The following is a 22,030-nucleotide window of genomic DNA, read 5'->3' as shown; positions in this document are numbered from 1 at the left end:
CCAAGCAGCAGGAGACTATCTTTTTTGTTTCAAAGCATACTACAAATGTTACATTCCATCCTTAAAAAGGTATCTGTATGTCACTGGGGAACATACATAGAATTCAATTCATGAATTGTCAACTGTTTCAACTTTGTTTGTCCGCCTTCAACTGATATGGTGACAGAAGGAGTGTTTTTTTCAATCAGATGATAGAAAGCAGCAGACAGTGCTCCTTGATTGACGAAGATTTCTACAGAAGCAATATCCGACAATATATCCAATTCAATTCTTCCTTCATTGGGCTTTAGCACCATCTGCTTCAAGGTTTCCCCATTCTCTTTCTTAACAGTGAGTATCTGTTTGACAGAATCGTAAATCAAATTCAAACCATTAATATCAAAAGCCAATATCTGCGCATCAACACTATCTACAGCAAAACCCGTTTTCAGATAGAAGGCAGGAGTATTCAACTTTGTCGTGAAACAATTCTTTTCTTCAACTACCAGACTCTTCCAGATGTACTTTCTCCCATATAATAAAGCGAGTTCATTTACCGGCATACTTTTTAAGACATATCCTTTATCAACCCGATGTAATGTTAATTCACGCGGAAAGGACATTTGTTGATTGAAAGGCATATCCGGGAAATTACTTCCGTTCATCCATGCTATTTGTATTCTTCGGTCATCTGGTGCATTACTATATGTTTGAACCGCATAATAGTTTGTACCACTATCCATTTTTACAGGTTTCGTCTCAGGCCGAAAACGATATCCATCAAAACTCCCAACCAAATAGGTACTGTTCGCCCCGGTAAAGACCCATTTCCGGACAGTAGGTTCATTGGTTACGGACATTTCAAAAAAGTCGGGACACTCATCCGCCCCCTCTAATTTAAAACGGTCCGTTTCAGTCCAATCCATCAAATTGGGAGATGAAAAGATAGCATACTCCTGCTTATCCAAGTACAATACCATAATCCATCTGCCAGTCGGCGTATGCCACGTCACCTTAGGATCACGATTGTACCTGACCAACGTGGGAAGTACCGGATTACCGGAAAAAGTAACCCAATTACGCCCCTTATCCAAACTATATCCTATACTTTGTGAATGTTGCAAATGCCGGGTGTGATACCCGAATCCACCTGCCGAAGTATAAACAGCAACCAATACTGTATCTCCATTTTGTTGACACCCCAGCGTATTCTTTTTATCAACAACTACCGAACCGGAAAAAATAGGTCCCAACGAGTCCGGATGTAATACATCCCCCAACTCAGTCCAATGTGCCAAATCCCGGCTCACAGCATGCCCCCATGTCATATTACCCCAAATACAGCCATAGGGATTATGCTGATAAAACAGATGCCACTCCCCTTCATGCCAAACCAGACCATTCGGATCATTCAGCCATCCCCGGCGAGAAGTAAAATGTACTTTAGGACGTAACGGTTCTTTATAAAACAAGTTCTCTTCCTTAGGAGTTTCAGAACAAAAGCATTGATTCAAAGCTTGCTCTACATTAGGACTCTTACTCGCCTCTATCCGTAATTCTTGCCCAATCCAATCCTTGACCTCCAATGTAACCCAATAATCAGGTTCATCGCCGCCAAGCTCCACTTCCATATTACGTACCATTTTATCACCAATCCATATATCCATCTGTTCTATAACCGCTCCCATCTTTACCGGAATATTCAAATAACGGTGAGTTACCAACATTCTTTTCGCAAAAATTTCTTTTTCCAATTTGGTATCAGACTGGTAGAAACAGTCGGCATTGATAAATCCCCAGCCCTCTTTTGATTGGTCCACTAAAACAATCCGGGCACTTTTTCCCATATATTCAGCAACATCCCAAGACTCATATTCCATGACACGTCTATTATACCCCGTACTTCTTTTCACCTCCTTTCCATCAATCCAAAGGGCTACATACTCCCGCTGATAATCAACACCCCCACCTATCAGAAAATTAACATATCTGCGTTCTATCCTGAAAAGAGGTGACTTCAATACACCGGTACCGGCATCTCCATTGACAAAGCTAGAAGCCATCCGATTTCCTTCAAACCTATTATCCCCCCATATTGACAAACGTTCCATAGAAACTGGTGAATTGCCAAAAGCATTTCCTTCCAATATCCAGTTTCCAAAAGTATCTCCTTCAAAATTATCTATCAGTAAATCATCCGGACGTAGTGCCATGTGAATATTTTGTGCCTGCATACTACAAACAGTAGCCAGTAGTAAAAGTATCAGTATCCTCTCTTTCATAATATCATTGTTTTTTCATAAGTTGTATAGCATCTAATCCAAACAAATTCTTCTCCTCAACAGCTTTTGGGTTAGCTCCTGACAAAGATATTTTCAAAGTCAATGCTCCACGCACCGGACTATAGCATCCTAAAGAAATAGGGTCAGAAAGAGTAACTTTTGTATCATATCCATCCCACTTTATATGTGTATCTTGTCCATTTACGGAAAAAGAAACTATGCCATAATCAGGAGCTTTCGTGGCATACACCACCAGTTGATAAGGACAGTCTTCCAATTGATTGAACTCAAACTCTACAGAATCACCCGGTTTTCCACCAATACACAAGAGTTGGGTTCCTCCACTCCATTGCCCGTCAACGAAACCAAGCATACTCTGCTTGTCAAAATGAATGGATGGAGAAGAGGCTATTGGAGTTGTTTCCTCAAATTCTATGCTATTTTCTCTTCGATATTTAGATAAATCGCCGGGAACGGGTAGCAAGTCTTGGGCTGCTTCCTCAAGTCCTGAAGTATCAACAGCTTTCGCTCCCATATCTCCATACCAGTAAACGGTAGTTGCATAATCTACAGTTCCCCTTACCCAACTCAACAATTCAATGTCGAAACGCAATAATGAAGAAAACGGTATACCGTCCAAATTCCTTGTACGGAAGAATGTATTATAACCGTGAGAACTCGCCTGGTCGGCACGGGGTGCGCCACCAAAAGGCGTTTGGAATATTACGACCGGAGCCCACGAACTATTGTAGTAATCTTCTGTTCCGGTACCGAAATGCGATGGAAAAACATCATCATCTACCCATATCTTTTCATCCCCTTCTCCGTACCAGGCACGCGAATGGTTATACAGAGTCAGGACATCCCCTTTGTATATGCCTCGTCCGGTCAATGTGGCAAAGTTCCACTCCCGGCAATTTGCATCATCATCCGGACGCTCATAAACCGGAAGTCCGGTCTGCTGGCGCCAGGAAGCATGGAAATAGAGGGAACGCCCTCCCCATGGCAAAGGTGCCGTTCCCACTTCCATACTCACGTCTGCAGTGTGTGCGGAGATATTTTGTAACAATAGTCTGCCTTCTGTCTTGTAGGGCATCAGCCAGCGGCTCACCACCTTGCCTTGTCCGTCTGCAGACAAGAACCAGCTATCAACAGCCGGAGCACCCATACCCCCTCCCGAATAATCCGAAAGAGGAACCCAAACCGTAGACCGGCCGTCAAAATCAGCCTTAAATATAAGATTGCGCATCAGTTGGGCATAAGCCGTAGAATCTGCATTCGCGAGCTGGAAACTGATTTCATAAACCGCATTTTCCCCTTGCGGCAGGTCAATCCACAAAGAATCGCCCGGCTGGAGCACCTGCCGCTTCTTGTCCACCTGCAAACCGGAACGGGATGCAGGATGCAGCAAGGCATCATCTACCTCTGAAATCTTTTTACCGACGCGGGCTACGGATGCCGCAGAGAAGGTTTCCACAGAAGTTCCTTCGGGATACTTGCGATAATTGATGTGATAGTATTTGGGAGTAGGCGCAATGCCCGGTTCGTCTTCAAATGTAATTTTACAACTCCGGGCAAAAGGGATGGGCAGGAAAAGAGTATTGCCGCCTTTCCCGTCCGGAGTATAGCTGGTGTGGGGTTGAAGCAGTCCCCTACCCAACCTGGGTATTCCGAAACGCATCAAATCATAGGCAGGAACTATCCATCCGGGAGTACTTTCGCCATCAAAATAAAATCTCCAAGTCCCACGCTTGTCAACTGTGGTTATCCAGATACGGGTAATAGCTCCAGGGCCCTTTTCATCGAACATCACACGTTCCACTCTCCCATCAACCGTATCCGTACAGACAATGCCATAGCCATCATTGTTGGCAAACCATCCCGGCGAATCGGGAGACACGGAGGAGCGGTCATAACTGCTGACTTGCAGACAACGATATGGCACCAGCGGATAACGTGCGGATTCTTCTACAGATATCATTTCATCCAGCAAAGAGTCCAAAGTCACTTGTGCCGTATCCTTCACACAAGAGGCCATCAAAGGCAAAAGCAGCAATGCAAACAATAAATTCCTCATCTCCATATTGATTTAAGCATCCAGGCATCCAACTCCATCTTCGTCCCCTTCTTCTGCGCAAAAAGTTCGATACCGGTTTGAGCCTCGCCCGGATAGGTTAATAATGTGAATACATCCTTCCCGTCATTGGCAAAGATTTCAATACTCGATTTGTCTACAAATATATGCAAACGTATCTTATTATCTACCGGTTCCACCCTGGCATATGCCATACGGCTGAATTTAGGAATCTGCACATCGGAGCAATGGGTGCGGTCAATCACCAGATTATGTGAATCCGTATCATAGCTGACCACCACTTTGCGCCCTTCACCCACACACAAATTCAAGCCAAAGGTGTTGGATACGTCAGTAGAAAACGAAGCATCGAGTTCGTAGACATTCTCATCGGGAACAAAGCCGGGTAACCTCTGTGTTCCCACCGATAAAGCACGTTTCACCGATGCAGGCTTATGGCGAAGTGTTTGCAACTGTTCCACCGGTTTCTGCACCAGCCTCACGCCTTCCTTGTATGTCTTCAGTTCCAGATTACGGGGAATGGACCAGAAGCCCTTCCCATACTTCGATGGAGCTACCGGTGCATAGTCCCAGGTTGCAACCCAGCCCATCGAAATTTTGGAATCCAACGTTCCGTCAAAATCCTGAAATGTGCGGGATGCATAAAAGTCCAGCCCTTTGTCCACATATAGAGGCTCTGCAGGATGGTTCTCCATCAGCTTAAAAGAAGTGCCGTCGAAGTCTCCTATAAAATATTGTTCTTGCGCCCAGTTTACAGATACGACCATCACCCACCTTTTCTTGTCAGAATCCCCGTCAACCGGCAACTGGAATAAATCCGGGCACTCCCAAGACTTTTCACTGTCACCGGCAGGGCCAAAATCACTGGTCCAAGTCCAGCTCTTCAAATCAGGAGAGGTATAAAACTTTATTTTCTTCTCCAGGGCCTTGGCTACAACCATCACCCATTTTTGGGTCGGCTCGTGCCAGAAGACGGTAGGGTCCCTGAATTCCGTACTCCAAAGGTCCAGAACCGGGTTACCTTCATAATAATGAAATGTCTTTCCGTCATGACTGAAAGAGATGCCCTGCGCCTGTTTCTTGGAGTCCTTCTCAAAAACGGTGTAAGCCGCCACATAAGCCCCCTTGCCGAAGCCGGCCGTGTTGTTCTTGTCTATGACCGCAGAACCGGTGAAGTAACTGATATTGTCATCCGTTCCGGTCATGGCATAAGGGGTTATCTGTTGGTAATGTACCAAATCTGTAGATTCGACTTTGCCCCACCAGTACATATGATATTTACCCTGATAGTACATGAATCCCGAGGGATCACCAATCCATCCCTTCTCCGGACTGAAATGATACTGAGGACGATACGGCTCTTTGTATAAACTGTCTGAATTCATTTGTGCACCGGCAGACAATGTTCCTGCCAATAAAAGTGCACCCAATATAGCTGGTATCTTCATTTTCTGTATTTTCATTAAAAGTTCATCTTTACCTTTACATCTTTCAGTTTCCAAACTTCGGCAGCAACTTCCGTTGTTTTTCCATCAGAGAATAGCTCCAATAGCGTACTATTTTCTTTCAAAGGGAAGATTCTTGTAGTGAACGCATCTTCGTTATTAATAAATCCTTCCACTACAGAACCGTCAATAAACAAACGAATCTCCACCGGTTTAGCAGTATCCAACCGATAATGATCCTTACGAATCTTCAAAGGAATGTGTGCACGCAAGGAAGAATGCGTCTGGTCCACAATAAGTTCCTCCTTCTCCACATCATAATAAATCAGGCTATATTCGCTATTATCCGGATTCTTACACAATGTAAATCCAAACCGTTTTGCGTCACCGGGATAAAAAGTCGCCTTGACTTCAAGCTGATGTTCCCTTCTGCTCACAATGCACGGTTTCGCAGCAGTCAATGCCTGTCTGGAATAAACCGTCGGTTGTTCACGCAATTGTTTCATCACGGGATGGGGTGTTTGGCATAGTTTCCCATCTTTCAGCTGCCATCTTCTGGGCATACTGTAGAGATGTGCCCATCCTTGTTCATAAGTGGCCTCCCCTCCTATTTCATCGGGTATAATGGCAATGGCAGCAACATCCCCTTCCGGAGTCTCAACAACAGAGGGGGACAGCAAGCGATTGATGACCTCCAGATTTTGAGGGACTGGGTTGTCCGGTATAAACTTTTCATTCTTGAAATCTCCTATCCAATACTGGCAACGCGCAGGTATGCCTTTATGAGGAACCCTATTCACCAAAAGAACATATTTGCCGCCCATCTTCTTAAAGACCGGCATTTCCCAGAAAATACCGGAGTCATCCACTTCCGGATTGCCCTCAAACAGCAAATGTACAAAATCCCATCTCTTCAAGTCCGCCGATTTATAAAGCAGCAAAGCCCCGTGGGGTGTATCGGTCTGCTCAATGCCGAAACCGATAATCATATACCAGATATCACCCTCTTTCCAAACATACTGGTCACGCATGTCCGTACGGGTATATCCGGCAGGCTTCTCGGCAATAACCGGATTACCCGCATATTTCTCCCATTCTATCAACGCAGTATCTTTTGGAAAAGCAATACCCACTCCCATCTTGTCTCCACCGGCTGTGTATATCAGCTGGGGGATACCGTCATCATTGATAACAGCATGCCCGGACCATATTCCATTCTTGTCATAAGCAGCATCAGGAGTCAAAGCCGGCTTTTCCTCCGTCCAATGAAGCATATCGGGACTGCTGAAATGTCCCCAATTTATCTGTCCCAGGAAGATTGCAGAAGCATTCTTCTGATTGAATATATGATATTTACCTTTATAAAGAAGTAAACCATGCGTCTCATTCGTCCAGTTGGCAGCCGGCAACAGATGATAGCGAGGACGGTTGAAGTCCTTCGCAAAACGGGTTTCCGGAATAGCCAAAACCGGAGTCTTCTTCAATCCTAAGGCAATCTCGTCTCTCCATGCAGACGAATCATCGGAAAAGGGAGTGAGGCTTATCCCGTCAATCAACCCGTTTATAGCCGTAACATCGTACATCCAAACCTTCTTTTCCCTGAAATCCTTACCTACCCGAAACATCATTTCACCATCCTGCAAGTTCCGGGGCCATACCTCTGCACTCATCCTCTGTCCATTCAGGCAAACCGATTCATTACTCAAATCAAGGACCACATGCAGCCACTTGAAACGGTCGACTTTTGTCTTTAATGAACAGTAAGAGTATGAGCCATTCTGCCCCATTCCCAACAGCAGCTCACCATAACGGTCTACACATACCGCTACAGATGTTCCTGCCATGTCTCTGATTCCCATAAAGGCAGCAGTATCCGTCGGATAAGATTCCAGAGCAAACCATCCGGACAACGACGAAACATCTCCTTCCGTGGTTGTATCCATCCAAGTGGAATACCCGTCTGTACGAAGGGCTTTACCTTCGACTCCGGTAACAAATTCTGGTATTTCCTTTATAGTGTACAAATTCAACAATGACTTACCGTCACAGGAAAGTAAGGGGTCCTGCCCGTCAAACGACCATGTTTTTTGAGCAAAAGCTGCATTCAAAGAAAGCAATAGACAGCCTAATATAGAATAGGCAAAGTTTTTCATAATAAAAGATTGTTTAAAGGAAAAGAGGGAAACAAACGTTTCCCCTCCCTTACGTTTTTATTTCAAAATATAATTAGTTGAACGGAGCATAACCGGGATTCTGTACATACTTGCCTCCAGAAAATCCGTATTGATTGTTCGGAACCGGATAATACTCATCCTTTCCACCCGTAAAGTGCGCATTGGCATAATAAATGCGATTGTCCGACTCCGCGGTAATGTAGTTGTTCATGGTTGTTTCCACTATGCCCCAACGGACTAGGTCGAAGAAACGTTCACCTTCCAAAGCCTTCTCCAGACGTGTTTCCCAACGGAGGGCCTGACGGGCATAATCCTGATTCCAGACATCAGCAGGATAAGGATTGACAAGGTAGTTGGCCGCATATTTGGAATGGTCGTTGAAATCCTTTACATAGGCGCTGTTCCGGGCACGATTGCGTATCTGATTAATCAAATCACGGGCAGTTTCGAGTCCATTGCCTTCATTGAGTTCAATAAGAGCCTCAGCTTTCCAAAGAAGAATATCCGCGTAACGTATAATCTGCCAGTTCAACTGTGAAGCCCCCCAAGGCCAGCCATTAAACATATCACTACTTTCCGGAGAAACCCAGAAGCGCTTCGCGCAATTATAGCCATAAGTATCCTTATCACGCACCCATCCCTCACACGGCTTGTCCGGATAAGTTTTCCAAGTTATAGTAGGACGGCCCACAACAAAATCGAGACGCGGGTCTACATTGGGAGTCGTGTTTTGTAAAGTATAAACCCCATTGTTCAATACCGCCCAACTATAATCAGACTTTGACTGATAATTAAAATCGGGCAGACCGTTTGCATCTGTCTGGTAAGCATTTATCAGATCTTGACTGGGCAGGAAGAAACCGTCACCTCCGTAAGGGCTGCCTCCACCCGGAGAATTCAACAGATTGCTCCAGTTGATGCGGCCGGCACTTTCGGTACCGTCATTCATGGAATATTGAATGGCAAAAACAGATTCTTTACCGTTTTCATTAGTTACTAAATCCAATCCCTGGAAATCGTCAAGCAAACCGTAACGGTTGCTGGCAGTCACTTGGTCGCAAAGCGAAACGACTTCCCTCAGCAGCTCTTTATTGATGGAAGTTACGGCATGCGTAATCTCATCTTGCTGATACGCCTGGTACAGCTTGATTTTAGCCGCATAGGCCAGTGCTATGTATTTATGAATACGCCCTACCTCCGGCTGTGATGCAGGAAGCTGTTCGGCGGCATCAAGCATCTCCTTGGCCAGCATACTCAGAATCTCGTCACGGGTAAACTCATTGTTCGGAATATCCGGATATTGGGAAATCTCAACGTTCTCATCAAAATAAGGTATCTTGTTGAAAAGGCGGCTTAATTCAAAATAATAATGGGCACGAAGCACTTTCATCTCCGCAATGCGGGATACACGTCCGTTTACCTGCTCATCTGTTGCAGCATTCAGTACGCGCAATGCAGAGTTACAACGCTGTACACTGCAATATAGATGATACCACTTGCTGTCCAAGAATCCATTGGTTGCATCCATATCAAATGTCTCCATACGGTGCACTTCATTAAGGTCACCGACACCACCACCGCCTTTATAGGCATTATCCGAACGCACCTCACCATAAGTCCAATTGGAAGTAGGATGACACCATACACTCCAACTCTGTCCCTCGGGACCACCCAAAGCTGCATACGCGGCATTCACTAAAAGGTCGGCACCTTCTGTAGAAGTCATAATATCTTCGTTCAAGCTACCCTGGGGCTTCAAATCCAGGAAACGGTCTTCATTACAGCTTGCAGTCATCAGCGCTACTGCGCCAAGCATATATAAATGTTTCAATTTCATAATAGTATAGTTTTAAAGTTTAGAAACCAAATGATAATCCCAAAGAGAACGTACGGGGCAACGGATAAGGATAGCCCAGACCTTCAGGGTCGGCACCCGTATAACCGGTAATCGTAAACAAATTCTGAGCCTGGAAATAAATGCGCGCATGACGCATCTTCATCTTGTCGAGAGCTGCTTTAGGAAGCGTATAACCCAATGTCAGGCTTTTCAGCTTGATATACGAACCATTTTCAATATAGAACTCAGAAACTTCGTGCTCATTGTTGCTGTTAAGGGTGGTTAAAGCAGGTACACTGCTATTGTAAACACCCGTCTTTTCAAAGTTCTCGTAGGCATGCATGGCATCGAGCAGGCGGGTAGAATGATTACCGGTCCAGCATTGGAACAAATCCGTATAATATTTGGAGTTGTTATAGGCATCACGAATCATACCGTTGAAGAACATGCTGAGGTCAAAGCCTTTCCAAGATGCCCCAAGATTCAGACCTGCAATCACTTTCGGATTGTCAGACCCCAACCATACACGGTCGTTCGTATCAATCGTACCGTTACCATCAGCATCCACGTATTTAATACGTCCTACTCCGGGAGCGCCAAACTGTACATTATATTTGGATTTATACTCATCCACCTCCTGCTGGGTACGGAACACTCCATCTGTCTTGAAGCCCATCCATGAACCGAACGGTTGACCAACCAAGGTCTTGTCAACACCATTACCGCCACCATAAGTATAGTAAATTTCTTCCGACAGCTCTGTCACTTCATTCTTGTAATATGAAAGGTTAAATGCTACATTATACTGGAAATCCTTCACCTTATCATTCCAGGTCAATGCCATCTCGAAACCTTTATTGTTCATCGTACCACCATTATACCAGCAGTAACCACCCTCGCCAATGACAGCAATATACGGTTTCTCTACAAGCATATCACTTGTCTTCTTATCAAAATAATCGAGAGAAGCACTCAGACGTCCATTCAGGAAAGCGGCGTCCACACCAATATTGAGTTGTCTTGTACTCTCCCACTTCAAATCGGGATTGGTAGACCTCACTTTGTAACCACCGGGAGCCAAAGTCGTTCCATCACCGTTCATGTTGTAGCTTGCATCCTTCAGACTAATCAAGTATTTAGTATAGGGGGCCTCATTATCAATAATATCGTTACCATTGATACCCCATGAAGCACGTAGTTTCAAATCTGCCAACCAATTCTTGGTCGCTTCCATAAACTTCTCACTTGAAATGCGCCAGCCTGCCGACACTGAAGGGAAGTAATCCACATTATTACCCTTTGCCAAGCGGGAAGAAGCATCACGGCGTACCGTAACAGAAGCCAGATACCGTCCTTCATAATCATAATTCACTTTACCAAAGTAAGACACCATGCCATAATTGGAAGCACCGGCACCTACATTCTTACCGGCAGTCACACCGTCGAGATAAATATAATCTTCATCTTCTACAGCCAGTCCCGTACCATAACCGAACATGGATTCCGAATGGTTCTTCTTGGCTTCTGTACCAAGAAGTGCAGTCAGATTGTTCTTTCCAAAAGCTTTGCTATAAGTCACGGTATTGGTCCATACCCAATCCAGTCTTTTGTTGGATGATTGAGTCAGCTTATTGACCTCATCGCGTGCCCATGCCGGCTCAAAAGTTTTGTTGGTTTCATCATAATAATTCATACCGAAATTGGTTTTCAGCACCAGGTTCTTAATCGGTTCAATTTCAAGGAATGCATTACCAAAGATACGCCAGTAATCATGTTTGTTCTGTTTTTCATTCTCCAACAAACGTGCCATATTGGGGGCATCACCCAAAACATCATTGATGGCATCGTTATAATTGCCATTCTCATCATAAACCGTCTTGGCAGGATGCTGTTTGATGGCATTCTCATCTACACCGGCCGGACTGAGGGTCTGTGTCCAACGATTGATAGCAACGTTCTCGCCGATGCGCAAGCGATTGTCAAGATAATGATAGTTAGAACTGATGCGGGTATTGATACGCTGGAAATTCGTATTCTCTACCAGACCGTCATGGTCGAGATAGTTCAACGCTAACGAGAAGGCACCATTGTCAGAGCCCTTTGAAAGTGTCGCACTGTAATTCTGCATCAAGGCAGTGCGATAAACCACATCGCGCCAATCCGTATCAACGGCATGTACTTTAGCTCCATTCAGGCCGATATAGTCTTGAAGTTGGGGAGTTGCACCATTACCATATATTTCGCTGCTTGGCGTAGCTCCATTATTGGCATACTTATAAGCCGACCAATAAACCTGGCCCCACTCATCTGCATTCAACATATCAAAGCCACATTGATAGGTCTGCAAAGTCAACGACATATCAAAATCCACACGGGTCTCCCCTTTCTTGGCACGTTTGGTAGTAATGATAATCACACCATTGGCAGCCTGTGCACCATAAATAGAAGCGGAAGCGGCATCCTTCAATACCTGAATGGATTCTACATCATTGGAAGAAAGGATAGACGAGATGTTCTCACGGGTCATCACACCGTCAATGACATAAAGCGGGGAATTGGCATCATTTCGGAAAGATGACTTACCACGGACCAATGTAGAAGTATTTCCACCGCCCGGTGTGCCGTCAGTCGTAATGTTCATACCGGCAACACGTCCCTGCAAGCTCGACAACACATTTCCCGTAGGAATATCTGCTACATCCTTCATCTTGACCACAGCCACCGAACCGGTCAAACTGGCCTTCTTCTCGGACATATAGCCGGTCACCACTACTTCATCAATCAACTGGGAATCTTCCGTCAACTCAATGCGTAAAGTGGGCTGTGCCTTTACTGTAACGGTTTTATATCCTATATAGGATACGGACAATGTGGCACCGGAAGTTACAGACAGCGTGAAATTTCCATCAATATCCGTAATTGTTCCATTGCTGTTGGAACCTACTTCCATGACAGAAGCACCGATAATGGATTCACCACTCGATTTTTCAACGACAGTACCTTTTACCTGAACTTGCTGGGCAAAGGAAAGAATGCCCACAAAAAGAAGCACAATTAGTGTGCAAAGCCTGAGACTAATGCTTTTCAACATATCTATTAATTTAAAGTTAATAATAAACCAATTCTGCAATTGAGTTTTGTGTCAGCAAAATTAAGCGAAACCAGGATTTGCACCTATAACAAATGTTACGAAAGGTGGTATTTTTGATACATCCCCTTTCTAAAGGTATTCTACGCGTGTTTTTTGCTAAATAAACTTTAGCTTTAGCAGCAAATTAATAGAAAAGAATGAAAACAATATGGGAGCAGATGCTAATTGCACCAGCTCTCATAGTATACTCTCTCAGAATCAAAAACGAAAAGCAAACTGTTCCGCACACCGGTATCCTTCTTCATAAAGCTCCGTCAGCTTCTTGATGTCACGCTCGATGCGGTCTACCACTACCGGCTTTTGTGGACGGATCACAACGATTTCCCCGGCGGCTTCCATCCGTTCCACCTGCTCCAACTGTTGATTATAGACAATGCTGCGGCGGTTGATGGCTTCACGCAATAGCGGATATTTCTTATATATAAAAGGTGGAACCTTCGTTCCCTGAATTTCCTTACGGTACCCATGATTGCGCGTCAACACCACCACATTATTGGTAAATCCATCCTGACGGGCACGCATCAAAGGGATACTGTCCACAATACCTCCATCCAGCATCGGGATGTTGTTCACGTAGGTAATGGGACAGACAAACGGCAGACTGCTCGAAGCACGCACAATATCAATGACGCGCTCTTTACTCCGCTTCTCCTCAAAATAGTTCGCTTCGCCCGTCTCGCAGTTGGTAGTTACCATCACATAGCGTTCGGGACAATGAAAGTATGCCTCGTAGTCGTAGGGAAGTATGTGTTCCGGAAACTCCTGGAACAACAAGTCGAAATCCATGATATTCCGCTTCTTCAACAGATACTTCAATCCGATGTAATTGTATTTTTCCAGCAAGTCGATATTGCTGTACTTGGCACGCCCGCGCTGACCGGACATATAAGAAAGTCCGTTGCAGGCTCCGGCACTGACGCCGATGGTATAGGGAAAGCGAATGCCACGATCCATAAAGCTGTCGAGCACACCGCAAGTGAAGACGCCGCGCATACCGCCGCCCTCCAAAACAAGACCGCTATGGTCGTCGATACGTATTATTTTCTCCATAAGTGTCAGAATTAACGCTCCAAAGATAGCTTTTGTTTACGATATTCTATCTATATTTGCAGTTGCAACTATAAATCTATAACATTTTAATTATGATGAAGAAATCAATACTGATGGCTGCATTGGGTTTATTAAGTTTAAACACAATAGCACAAGACACTCCGAAAGAGGAAGGTTTCATTTTTACAACCGTAAAAGAAAATCCTATCACTTCTGTTAAGAACCAAAACCGTGCCGGTACATGCTGGTGCTATTCCGGACTGGCATTCATCGAATCCGAACTGCTCCGCATGGGCAAAGGCGAATACGACTTTTCTGAAATGTTTATCGTACACAACACCTATCTGGACCGTGCCGACAAGGCAGTGCGTACACATGGTGACGTTTCGTTCTCACAAGGCGGTTCGTTCTACGATGTAATTTATGGTATGAAAACTTTCGGTCTGGTGCCCGAAGAGGAAATGCGTCCGGGCGTTATGTATGGCGACACGCTGAGCAACCACACCGAATTGACAGCCGTATCTGATGCCGTAGTGGCAGCCATTGCCAAGGGAAGACACCGTAGCCTGCAAGCAGACAAGGAAAATAACCCGCTTTGGAAGAAGGCCATCACTGCCATCCACGACATCTATCTGGGCGAACGTCCCGAGAAGTTCACCTACAAAGGCAAGGAATATACTCCGAAGTCTTTCTATGAATCTACCGGACTGAATGCAGATGACTATATCTCACTGACTTCCTATACCCACCATCCCTTCTACCAGCCGTTCGTCCTGGAAATACAAGACAACTGGCGTTGGGCTTCTTCCTACAACTTGCCTATCGACGAGTTGATGGAAGTGTTTGACAACGCTATCAATAAGGGTTACACCATTGCATGGGGTAGTGACGTAAGCGAACAAGGCTTCACACGCGACGGTATAGCCGTAATGCCCGATGCAGAAAAGGTGCAAGAACTGAGCGGTTCGGACATGGCACACTGGCTGAAAATGAAACCCGAAGAAAAGAAACTGAACAGCAAGCCTCAACCGCAGAAGTGGTGCACACAAGAAGAGCGCCAGCTGGCATACGACAACTGGGAAACTACTGACGACCACGGTATGCTGATTTACGGTATAGCCAAAGACCAGGAAGGCAACGAATACTATATGGTAAAGAACTCTTGGGGTGAAGCCGGAAAGTACAAAGGACTGTGGTATGCTTCCAAAGCTTTCGTGCGCTATAAAACAATGAACATCATTGTGCACAAGGATGCACTGCCTAAGGATATTGCCAAGAAACTGGGTATTAAATAAATAAAAGAAGGAGATGCAGTTTGATGCATCTCCTTTTTCAATTCTTACCAAATCCTACAGATATCTTCCACAATCTGCGGAACCGTCAACCGGTTCTTCTTCAACTGCTCCTCCACATCGTAACGGTCGATAAACTCTTTCTTCACACCATAGTTCAGTACCTTCATATCCGACGGACCGTAGTAACGGGCAATCTTCTCGCCAAAGCCACCGTCCAGCACTCCGTCCTCAAGAGTAATGACCAGTGTATGGTCGCGCTTCAGGTCATCGAGCAAAGCCTCGTCCACACCCGTGATGTAGCGAGGATTGACAAGCGTGGCATCCACTCCTTTCTCTTCCTTCAACCGGGCAGCCACGGCTTCGCCCAACTGATAGAAAGAGCCCAGTCCCAATATGGCAACCTTCTCTCCACGATGGGACACCTCATAACGGTTCAGCGTCTTGCCGTAATCCTTCTCCGGTTCTACATTCCTGCGGACAACCCCATTGGCCGGCACGCGGATGGCAACCGGATGTTCCGTCTGACGGATCCCCCACTCCAGCATTGCCATATACTCCTCACGACAAGTAGGTGCCAGATAAACCATATTCGGAATATTGCCAATGACCGGAATATCGAAAAGACAAAGATGGGTAACGTCGTTCATACTCGACAAGCTTCCCCAGAAAACAAGAATCAGTGCAGGATTATTGTTGATGCAGAGGTCTTGCGACAGCTGGTCGTAGGCGCGCTGGATAAAGGTGCTGTAGACGCCGAATACCGGCTTTCCACCTCCGGCAGCAATGGCAGAAGCCATGGCAACAGCCTGTTCTTCGGCAATGCCCATATCGATGAACTGGCGACCAGCCTCCTTGCGTCGCTCCGGTGTAAAGCCGAATACCGTGGGTGTGCCTGCGGTGATGCCCACCACAGTCGGGTCTTTCTTCATCTCCTGCAACAGATAACCAGCGGTAAGGTCGGCATAGTCTTCATCCTCTCCAGGCTCACCGGTCAGATTGCCGGTCTCAAGGTCGAACGGAACACTGTAATGGAAACGTTCTTTTTGCTCTTCCGCCAATTTGTATCCTTTACCTTTCAAGGTATTGATATGTACCACAACCGGATGCTTCTTGTCCTTCACTTCACGGAAAGCCTCTATCAATTGCTCCACGTTATTGCCATCCTTCACATAGAGATAATCATATCCCATTGCCTTAAAATAGTTGCAGGGAGCCTGACCCTCCGTTTCGCGCAACTGTTGCAGATTGCGGTATAGCCCGCCATGATTCTCGGCAATGGACATCTGGTTATCGTTGACAATGACGATGAAGTTCGTGCCCAGTTCGGCACCTACATTCAATCCTTCGAAGGCTTCACCTCCACTCAACGAGCCATCGCCGATGACGGCAATCACATTACCCGCCTCCCCCTTCAGGTCACGCGCCTTGGCAAGTCCGCTTGCCAGACTGACGGAGGTAGAGGTATGCCCAATGACGAAGAAGTCGTGCTCGCTTTCCGACGGTTCGGAATATCCGGAGACTTCGTCATACTCGTCCGCATTCATAAACGCTGCCCGGCGGCCTGTCAATATCTTATGGGTATAACTTTGGTGAGACACGTCATAGACTATCTTGTCCGTTGGTGAATCGAACACGTAATGCAGGGCTATGGTGGCTTCTACCATTCCCAGGTTGGGACCTACGTGTCCTCCGTGGGAGCTTAACTTGTTTAACAACACCTGGCGGATTTCTCCACCCAATCCGTTCATTTCGCTGACTGATAACTTTTTCACGTCAGCAGGGGAATTTACTTTTTCAATATACATATTCTATAATAACATTTAAGTAGCAATGCTTGTTTATCCGATGCTGCCCGTTATGCAGACCTCATCCAGACGCTGCAAAAGTACAGAGGAAACGGGAACGGAAAGGTAGATAAATTACCGGTTTTATTACCTTTTTTACAGATATAGAGCCAACTGATATTTGCGCAAAATCCCTCAACTTGTGCATTTTTCACCCCATTTTCTTGTCAAACCCAACTCTTTCCGTAAATTTGCAGGCTGATAATGAGTTAACCGGCCAATTTCAGTAGCAGGATTCTACTACTCCTATTCCCGGTACTGACATACAAAGAAATACTAATACTAATAATTAATAGCATGAGTTTGAAAATTGTTGTATTGGCAAAACAAGTTCCCGACACACGCAACGTTGGGAAAGATGCCATGAAAGCCGACGGAACTATCAACCGCGCGGCACTCCCTGCCATCTTCAACCCCGAGGACCTGAACGCTCTTGAACAGGCTCTCCGACTGAAAGATGAACATCCGGGCTCCACCGTTACCATCCTGACCATGGGACCGGGACGTGCAGCCGAAGTTATTCGTGAAGGACTTTACCGTGGTGCCGACAACGGCTATCTGCTGACCGACCGCGCCTTTGCAGGTGCCGATACGCTTGCCACTTCGTATGCCCTTGCCACAGCCATCAAGAAGATAGGCGACTATGACGTCATCATTGGCGGACGCCAGGCCATCGACGGTGATACCGCCCAAGTAGGCCCGCAGGTTGCCGAAAAGCTGGGGCTGACGCAAGTGACCTACGCAGAAGAGATTCTGAACGTGGATAAAGCCGCCAAGAAGATTACCGTGAAACGTCATATTGACGGTGGTGTGGAAACCGTTGAGGCTCCCCTGCCCATAGTCATCACCGTAAACGGAAGTGCCGCTCCCTGCCGCCCGCGCAATGCCAAACTGGTGCAGAAGTACAAACGCGCCCTCGGTGCCCAGGAAAAAGCTGCCATCACCAAGGAAGGCGCTGAGCTTGCCTACGCCGGCCTCTACGAGAAATATCCCTATCTGAACATCACGGAATGGAGTGTTGCCGACGTGAACGGCGACCTTGCACAATGCGGTCTGAGCGGTTCGCCTACCAAGGTGAAGACCATTCAGAACATCTCATTCCAGGCCAAAGAAAGCAAAACGCTGACGGGCAGCGACAAGGATGTGGAAGATTTGATTGTTGAACTGTTAGCCAACCATACGATAGGATAAGATTATGAATAATGTATTTGTATATTTAGAGATAGAAGGCACAACAGTTGCCGACGTCAGTCTCGAACTCTTGACCAAAGGTCGTAAATTAGCCAATCAGTTGGGCTGTCAACTGGAGGCAGTTGCTGCCGGCAACAATCTGGCAGGCATTGAAAAACAAGTATTGCCCTTCGGAGTAGACAAACTCCACGTATTCGACGCTCCGGGCTTGTTCCCCTATACTTCCCTTCCCCACTCCTCTGTCCTCATCAATTTGTTCAAAGAAGAAAAGCCGCAAATCTGCCTGATGGGCGCCACCGTTATCGGTCGCGACCTCGGCCCGCGCGTTTCTTCCGCTTTGACCAGCGGACTGACTGCCGACTGTACCTCACTGGAAATCGGCAACCACGAAGACAAGAAGGAAGGCAAGGTTTACGAGAACCTGCTGTATCAAATCCGTCCCGCATTCGGCGGTAACATCGTTGCCACGATTGTGAATCCCGAGCACCGTCCGCAGATGGCAACCGTTCGCGAAGGTGTGATGAAGAAAGAGATACTGGACGCTGACTATAAGGGCGAAGTCATCAACCACGACGTTGCCAAGTACGTGCCCGAGACGGATTATGTGGTAAAAGTCATCGACCGCCACGTAGAAAAGGCAAAACACAACCTGAAAGGCGCTCCCATCGTGATTGCTGGCGGCTACGGCATGGGAAGCAAGGAAGGTTTTGACATGTTGTTCGAGCTTGCCAAAGAACTCCATGCAGAGGTAGGCGCCAGCCGTGCTGCCGTCGATGCCGGTTATGCCGACCATGACCGCCAGATTGGCCAGACCGGTGTCACTGTCCGCCCCAAACTGTATATTGCTTGCGGCATCAGCGGACAAATCCAGCACATTGCCGGTATGCAGGAAAGTGGTATTATCATCTCCATCAACAATGACGAGAACGCTCCCATCAATACGATTGCCGACTATGTCATCAACGGTACGGTGGAAGAGGTTATCCCGAAGATGATAAAATATTATAAATCACACAGTAAATAACAATAAAGGTAATCATGAAAGGGCTGATTCTTATATTTGTTCTTCTTTCAGGTATATCTTCCGCTATCGCTCAAGAAAAGCTCTGGTTGGACAAGAATTACCAATGGACGGACGACTCCATTCAGGCAGTCAAGTATGCTCTTGTTTCCAAGATAAACAAGAAGTGCATCAAGGTGGAAGAGTATGCTTTGGAAGGACAAAAGAAGGATGTCTGGCATTTCTCCGAATACAAAAGCAATCCCCGCAAAAGGATAAGGGAAGGCCTGCATACATCATTCTATGCAAATGGCAAGGACAGCCTGACAGAAGTATATAGAGACAACCGCCTGGAGGGGCAGACCATGGTGTATTATCCCGACGGTGCCATACATCTGGCCCGGAGCTACAGCGATGGTAAACTTGACGGAACACTCCTGCAGTACTATCCCGACGGGAAACTCCGTAGAGAGGAACACTATTCAGAGAATCAGTGTACCGGTGGAAAGATGTTCGACGAGCACGGAACTGAAATGGAACATCAGCCGTATTTCGTGTTTCCATCCTTCCCCGGTGGAATAGAGAACCTCATGAAACTGGTGGCCAATGTTACCAAATATCCGGAAGACGCCTGGAAACAAAAGGCGGAAGGAAGGGTAATCCTGCGATTCGTTGTAGACGAAGAAGGCAAGATGACCCATCCCAAAATTCTCCAGTCCGTGCGCTATGACATCGACAAAGAAGCCATACGCGCTTTCGAGGCCATTGCCGACGTCTACCGCTGGTCGCCCGGCTATCAGGACGGAGAGGCCAAGCGAGTGAAATTCACCATACCCCTATACTTCAGAATACCTAAATAACCAAGAAATTATGGCAAATTTTTATACCGAAGTTCCCGAATTGAAGTATCATCTGAACAACTCGATGATGGAACGTATCTGCGAACTGAAAGAACGCGGTTACCAAGACAAAGACAAGTATGACTATGCCCCGCAGGACTATGCGGATGCTATGGACTCTTTTGACAAGGTACTTGAAATCACCGGAGAGATTACCGGTGAGATTATCGCTCCCAATGCCGAGGGCGTGGACGAAGAAGGTCCCCACTGTGCCAACGGCCGTGTGGAATATGCCAGCGGCACCAAGCAGAACCTCGACGCCATGGTAAAAGCCGGATTGAACGGTATGACCATGCCGCGCCGTTTCGGTGGCTTGAACTTCCCGATTACTCCGTACACCATGTGTGCGGAAATCGTTGCCGCCGCCGATGCCGGTTTCGGTAACATCTGGTCACTGCAAGACTGTATCGAAACGCTCTACGAATTCGGTAACGAAGACCAGCACAGCCGTTTTATACCGCGTGTCTGCGCCGGAGAGACCATGTCTATGGACCTGACAGAACCGGATGCCGGTTCCGACTTGCAGAGCGTAATGCTGAAAGCGACCTATGACGAGGCCAACAACTGCTGGCGCCTGAACGGCGTGAAGCGTTTTATTACTAACGGTGACGCCAATCTCCACCTCGTACTGGCACGTTCAGAAGAGGGTACCAAAGACGGACGTGGCTTGTCCATGTTCATCTACGATAAGAATGAAGGCGGTGTAGACGTGCGCCGCATCGAGAACAAGCTGGGTATCCACGGCTCTCCCACCTGCGAGCTGGTTTACAAGAATGCAAAGGCAGAACTTTGCGGCGACCGCAAGCTTGGTTTGATTAAATACGTTATGGCTTTGATGAACGGTGCCCGTCTGGGTATTGCCGCACAGTCGGTAGGCCTTTCACAAGCTGCCTACAACGAAGGTCTGGCTTATGCCAAAGACCGCAAGCAGTTCGGCAAGGCTATCATCGAATTCCCGGCTGTATATGACATGCTGGCTATTATGAAAGCCAAGTTGGATGCAGGACGCTCCTTGCTGTACCAGACTTCCCGCTACGTTGACATCTACAAAGCGCTGGACGACATTGCTCGCGAACGCAAACTGACTCCGGAAGAACGCCAGGAACAAAAGAAGTATGCCAAACTTGCCGACGCCTTCACTCCGCTGGCAAAAGGTATGAACTCTGAATATGCCAATCAGAATGCTTACGACAGCATCCAGATTCACGGCGGTTCGGGCTTCATGCTGGAGTATGCTTGCCAACGTATCTATCGTGATGCACGTATCACTTCTATCTACGAAGGTACTACTCAGTTGCAGACCGTAGCTGCTATCCGCTATGTAACAAACGGCTCATACTCTGCCACCTTGCGCGACTACGAGCAAGTGCCGTGCAGCGAAGAAATGCAACCGTTGATGGACCGCATCAAAGAGATGACCAACAAGTTCGAAGCCTGCACCAATGCGGTGAAAGAGGCACAGAATCAGGAATTGCTGGACTTCGTGGCACGTCGCCTCTATGAGATGGCTGCGGTATGTATCATGTCGCACCTCATCATTCAGGACGCGACAAAGGCTCCCGAACTGTTCGGCAAGTCGGCTCTGGTGTATGTGAACTACGCAGAAGCTGAAGTGGAAAAACACTTTAACTTCATCCGTAAGTTCAAGGCAGAAGAGCTGGAAAGCTACCGCAAATAAACGCATTGCTTGGACAAGGCAAATATAGCGGGCACCGGAGTTTAGCTACTCCGGTGCCCGCTTGTTTTTTCTGAAATACTTCCTCCTGCTTGCCCCTTCTTAAAAGGACA

The 22,030-nt window shown here is 46.7% G+C and carries 13 protein-coding genes; 5 read left to right on the top strand and 8 right to left on the bottom strand.

The window, feature by feature from the left end:
• Positions 1 to 80: 80 nt before the first annotated feature.
• From DW096_RS03795 to DW096_RS03765, 7 genes are all read right to left on the bottom strand, one after another.
• The gene (locus DW096_RS03795; RefSeq protein ID WP_057281745.1) at positions 81 to 2,261 is read right to left on the bottom strand and encodes a glycoside hydrolase family 32 protein; all 2,181 of its coding nucleotides are present in this window, start codon (positions 2,259 to 2,261) and stop codon (positions 81 to 83) included.
• 4 nt (positions 2,262 to 2,265) lie between these two features.
• Positions 2,266 to 4,299 carry a glycoside hydrolase family 172 protein gene (locus DW096_RS03790; RefSeq protein WP_227212870.1) on the bottom strand — a complete coding sequence of 678 codons (2,034 nt, stop codon included), beginning with the start codon at positions 4,297 to 4,299 and terminating at the stop codon, positions 2,266 to 2,268.
• Positions 4,300 to 4,334: 35 nt separating this feature from the next.
• Entirely contained in the window at positions 4,335 to 5,819 is a 1,485-nt protein-coding gene (locus DW096_RS03785) for a glycoside hydrolase family 32 protein (RefSeq protein WP_005826280.1), read from the bottom strand.
• Positions 5,819 to 7,954, bottom strand: coding sequence for a glycoside hydrolase family 32 protein (locus DW096_RS03780; protein ID WP_005835606.1), 2,136 nt, complete (start codon positions 7,952 to 7,954; stop codon positions 5,819 to 5,821). The genes DW096_RS03785 and DW096_RS03780 overlap by 1 nt, the downstream gene beginning before the upstream one ends.
• Positions 7,955 to 8,027: 73 nt before the next feature.
• Positions 8,028 to 9,812, bottom strand: a complete 1,785-nt coding sequence (locus DW096_RS03775; protein ID WP_005835605.1) for a RagB/SusD family nutrient uptake outer membrane protein — start codon at positions 9,810 to 9,812, stop codon at positions 8,028 to 8,030.
• A 19-nt stretch (positions 9,813 to 9,831) separates the two neighbouring features.
• Positions 9,832 to 12,903, bottom strand: coding sequence for a TonB-dependent receptor (locus tag DW096_RS03770; protein ID WP_008663961.1), 3,072 nt, complete (start codon positions 12,901 to 12,903; stop codon positions 9,832 to 9,834).
• 258 nt (positions 12,904 to 13,161) lie between these two features.
• Complete coding sequence (locus DW096_RS03765; protein ID WP_118931048.1) at positions 13,162 to 14,013, bottom strand: patatin family protein; 852 nt, start codon at positions 14,011 to 14,013, stop codon at positions 13,162 to 13,164.
• A gap of 95 nt (positions 14,014 to 14,108) precedes the next feature.
• Between DW096_RS03765 and DW096_RS03760 the strand changes: the two genes are divergently transcribed.
• Positions 14,109 to 15,308: an aminopeptidase C gene (locus DW096_RS03760; RefSeq protein ID WP_034525503.1), complete on the top strand. Its 1,200-nt coding sequence runs from the start codon at positions 14,109 to 14,111 to the stop codon at positions 15,306 to 15,308.
• A 44-nt stretch (positions 15,309 to 15,352) separates the two neighbouring features.
• On the opposite strand, the gene DW096_RS03755 is transcribed toward DW096_RS03760, so the two are convergent.
• Entirely contained in the window at positions 15,353 to 17,113 is a 1,761-nt protein-coding gene (locus DW096_RS03755) for a 1-deoxy-D-xylulose-5-phosphate synthase (RefSeq protein WP_120028789.1), read from the bottom strand.
• Positions 17,114 to 17,449: 336 nt separating this feature from the next.
• Between DW096_RS03755 and DW096_RS03750 the strand changes: the two genes are divergently transcribed.
• From DW096_RS03750 to DW096_RS03735, 4 genes are read left to right on the top strand one after another with little or no spacing between them, the layout of a single operon-like run.
• On the top strand, positions 17,450 to 18,343 hold the full coding sequence (locus DW096_RS03750) for an electron transfer flavoprotein subunit beta/FixA family protein (protein ID WP_005826262.1): 894 nt from the start codon (positions 17,450 to 17,452) through the stop codon (positions 18,341 to 18,343).
• 4 nt (positions 18,344 to 18,347) lie between these two features.
• Positions 18,348 to 19,367: an electron transfer flavoprotein subunit alpha/FixB family protein gene (locus DW096_RS03745; protein ID WP_005826260.1), complete on the top strand. Its 1,020-nt coding sequence runs from the start codon at positions 18,348 to 18,350 to the stop codon at positions 19,365 to 19,367.
• A gap of 14 nt (positions 19,368 to 19,381) precedes the next feature.
• The gene (locus tag DW096_RS03740) at positions 19,382 to 20,203 is read left to right on the top strand and encodes an energy transducer TonB (RefSeq protein WP_044468029.1); all 822 of its coding nucleotides are present in this window, start codon (positions 19,382 to 19,384) and stop codon (positions 20,201 to 20,203) included.
• A gap of 10 nt (positions 20,204 to 20,213) precedes the next feature.
• The gene (locus DW096_RS03735) at positions 20,214 to 21,920 is read left to right on the top strand and encodes an acyl-CoA dehydrogenase family protein (RefSeq protein WP_005826256.1); all 1,707 of its coding nucleotides are present in this window, start codon (positions 20,214 to 20,216) and stop codon (positions 21,918 to 21,920) included.
• The last annotated feature ends 110 nt before the right edge of the window (positions 21,921 to 22,030 follow it).

Source organism: Bacteroides sp. AM07-18 (assembly GCF_003602695.1).
GTDB classification, from domain to species: domain Bacteria; phylum Bacteroidota; class Bacteroidia; order Bacteroidales; family Bacteroidaceae; genus Bacteroides; species Bacteroides uniformis.
This window is presented reverse-complemented; position numbering and strand designations above follow the sequence as displayed.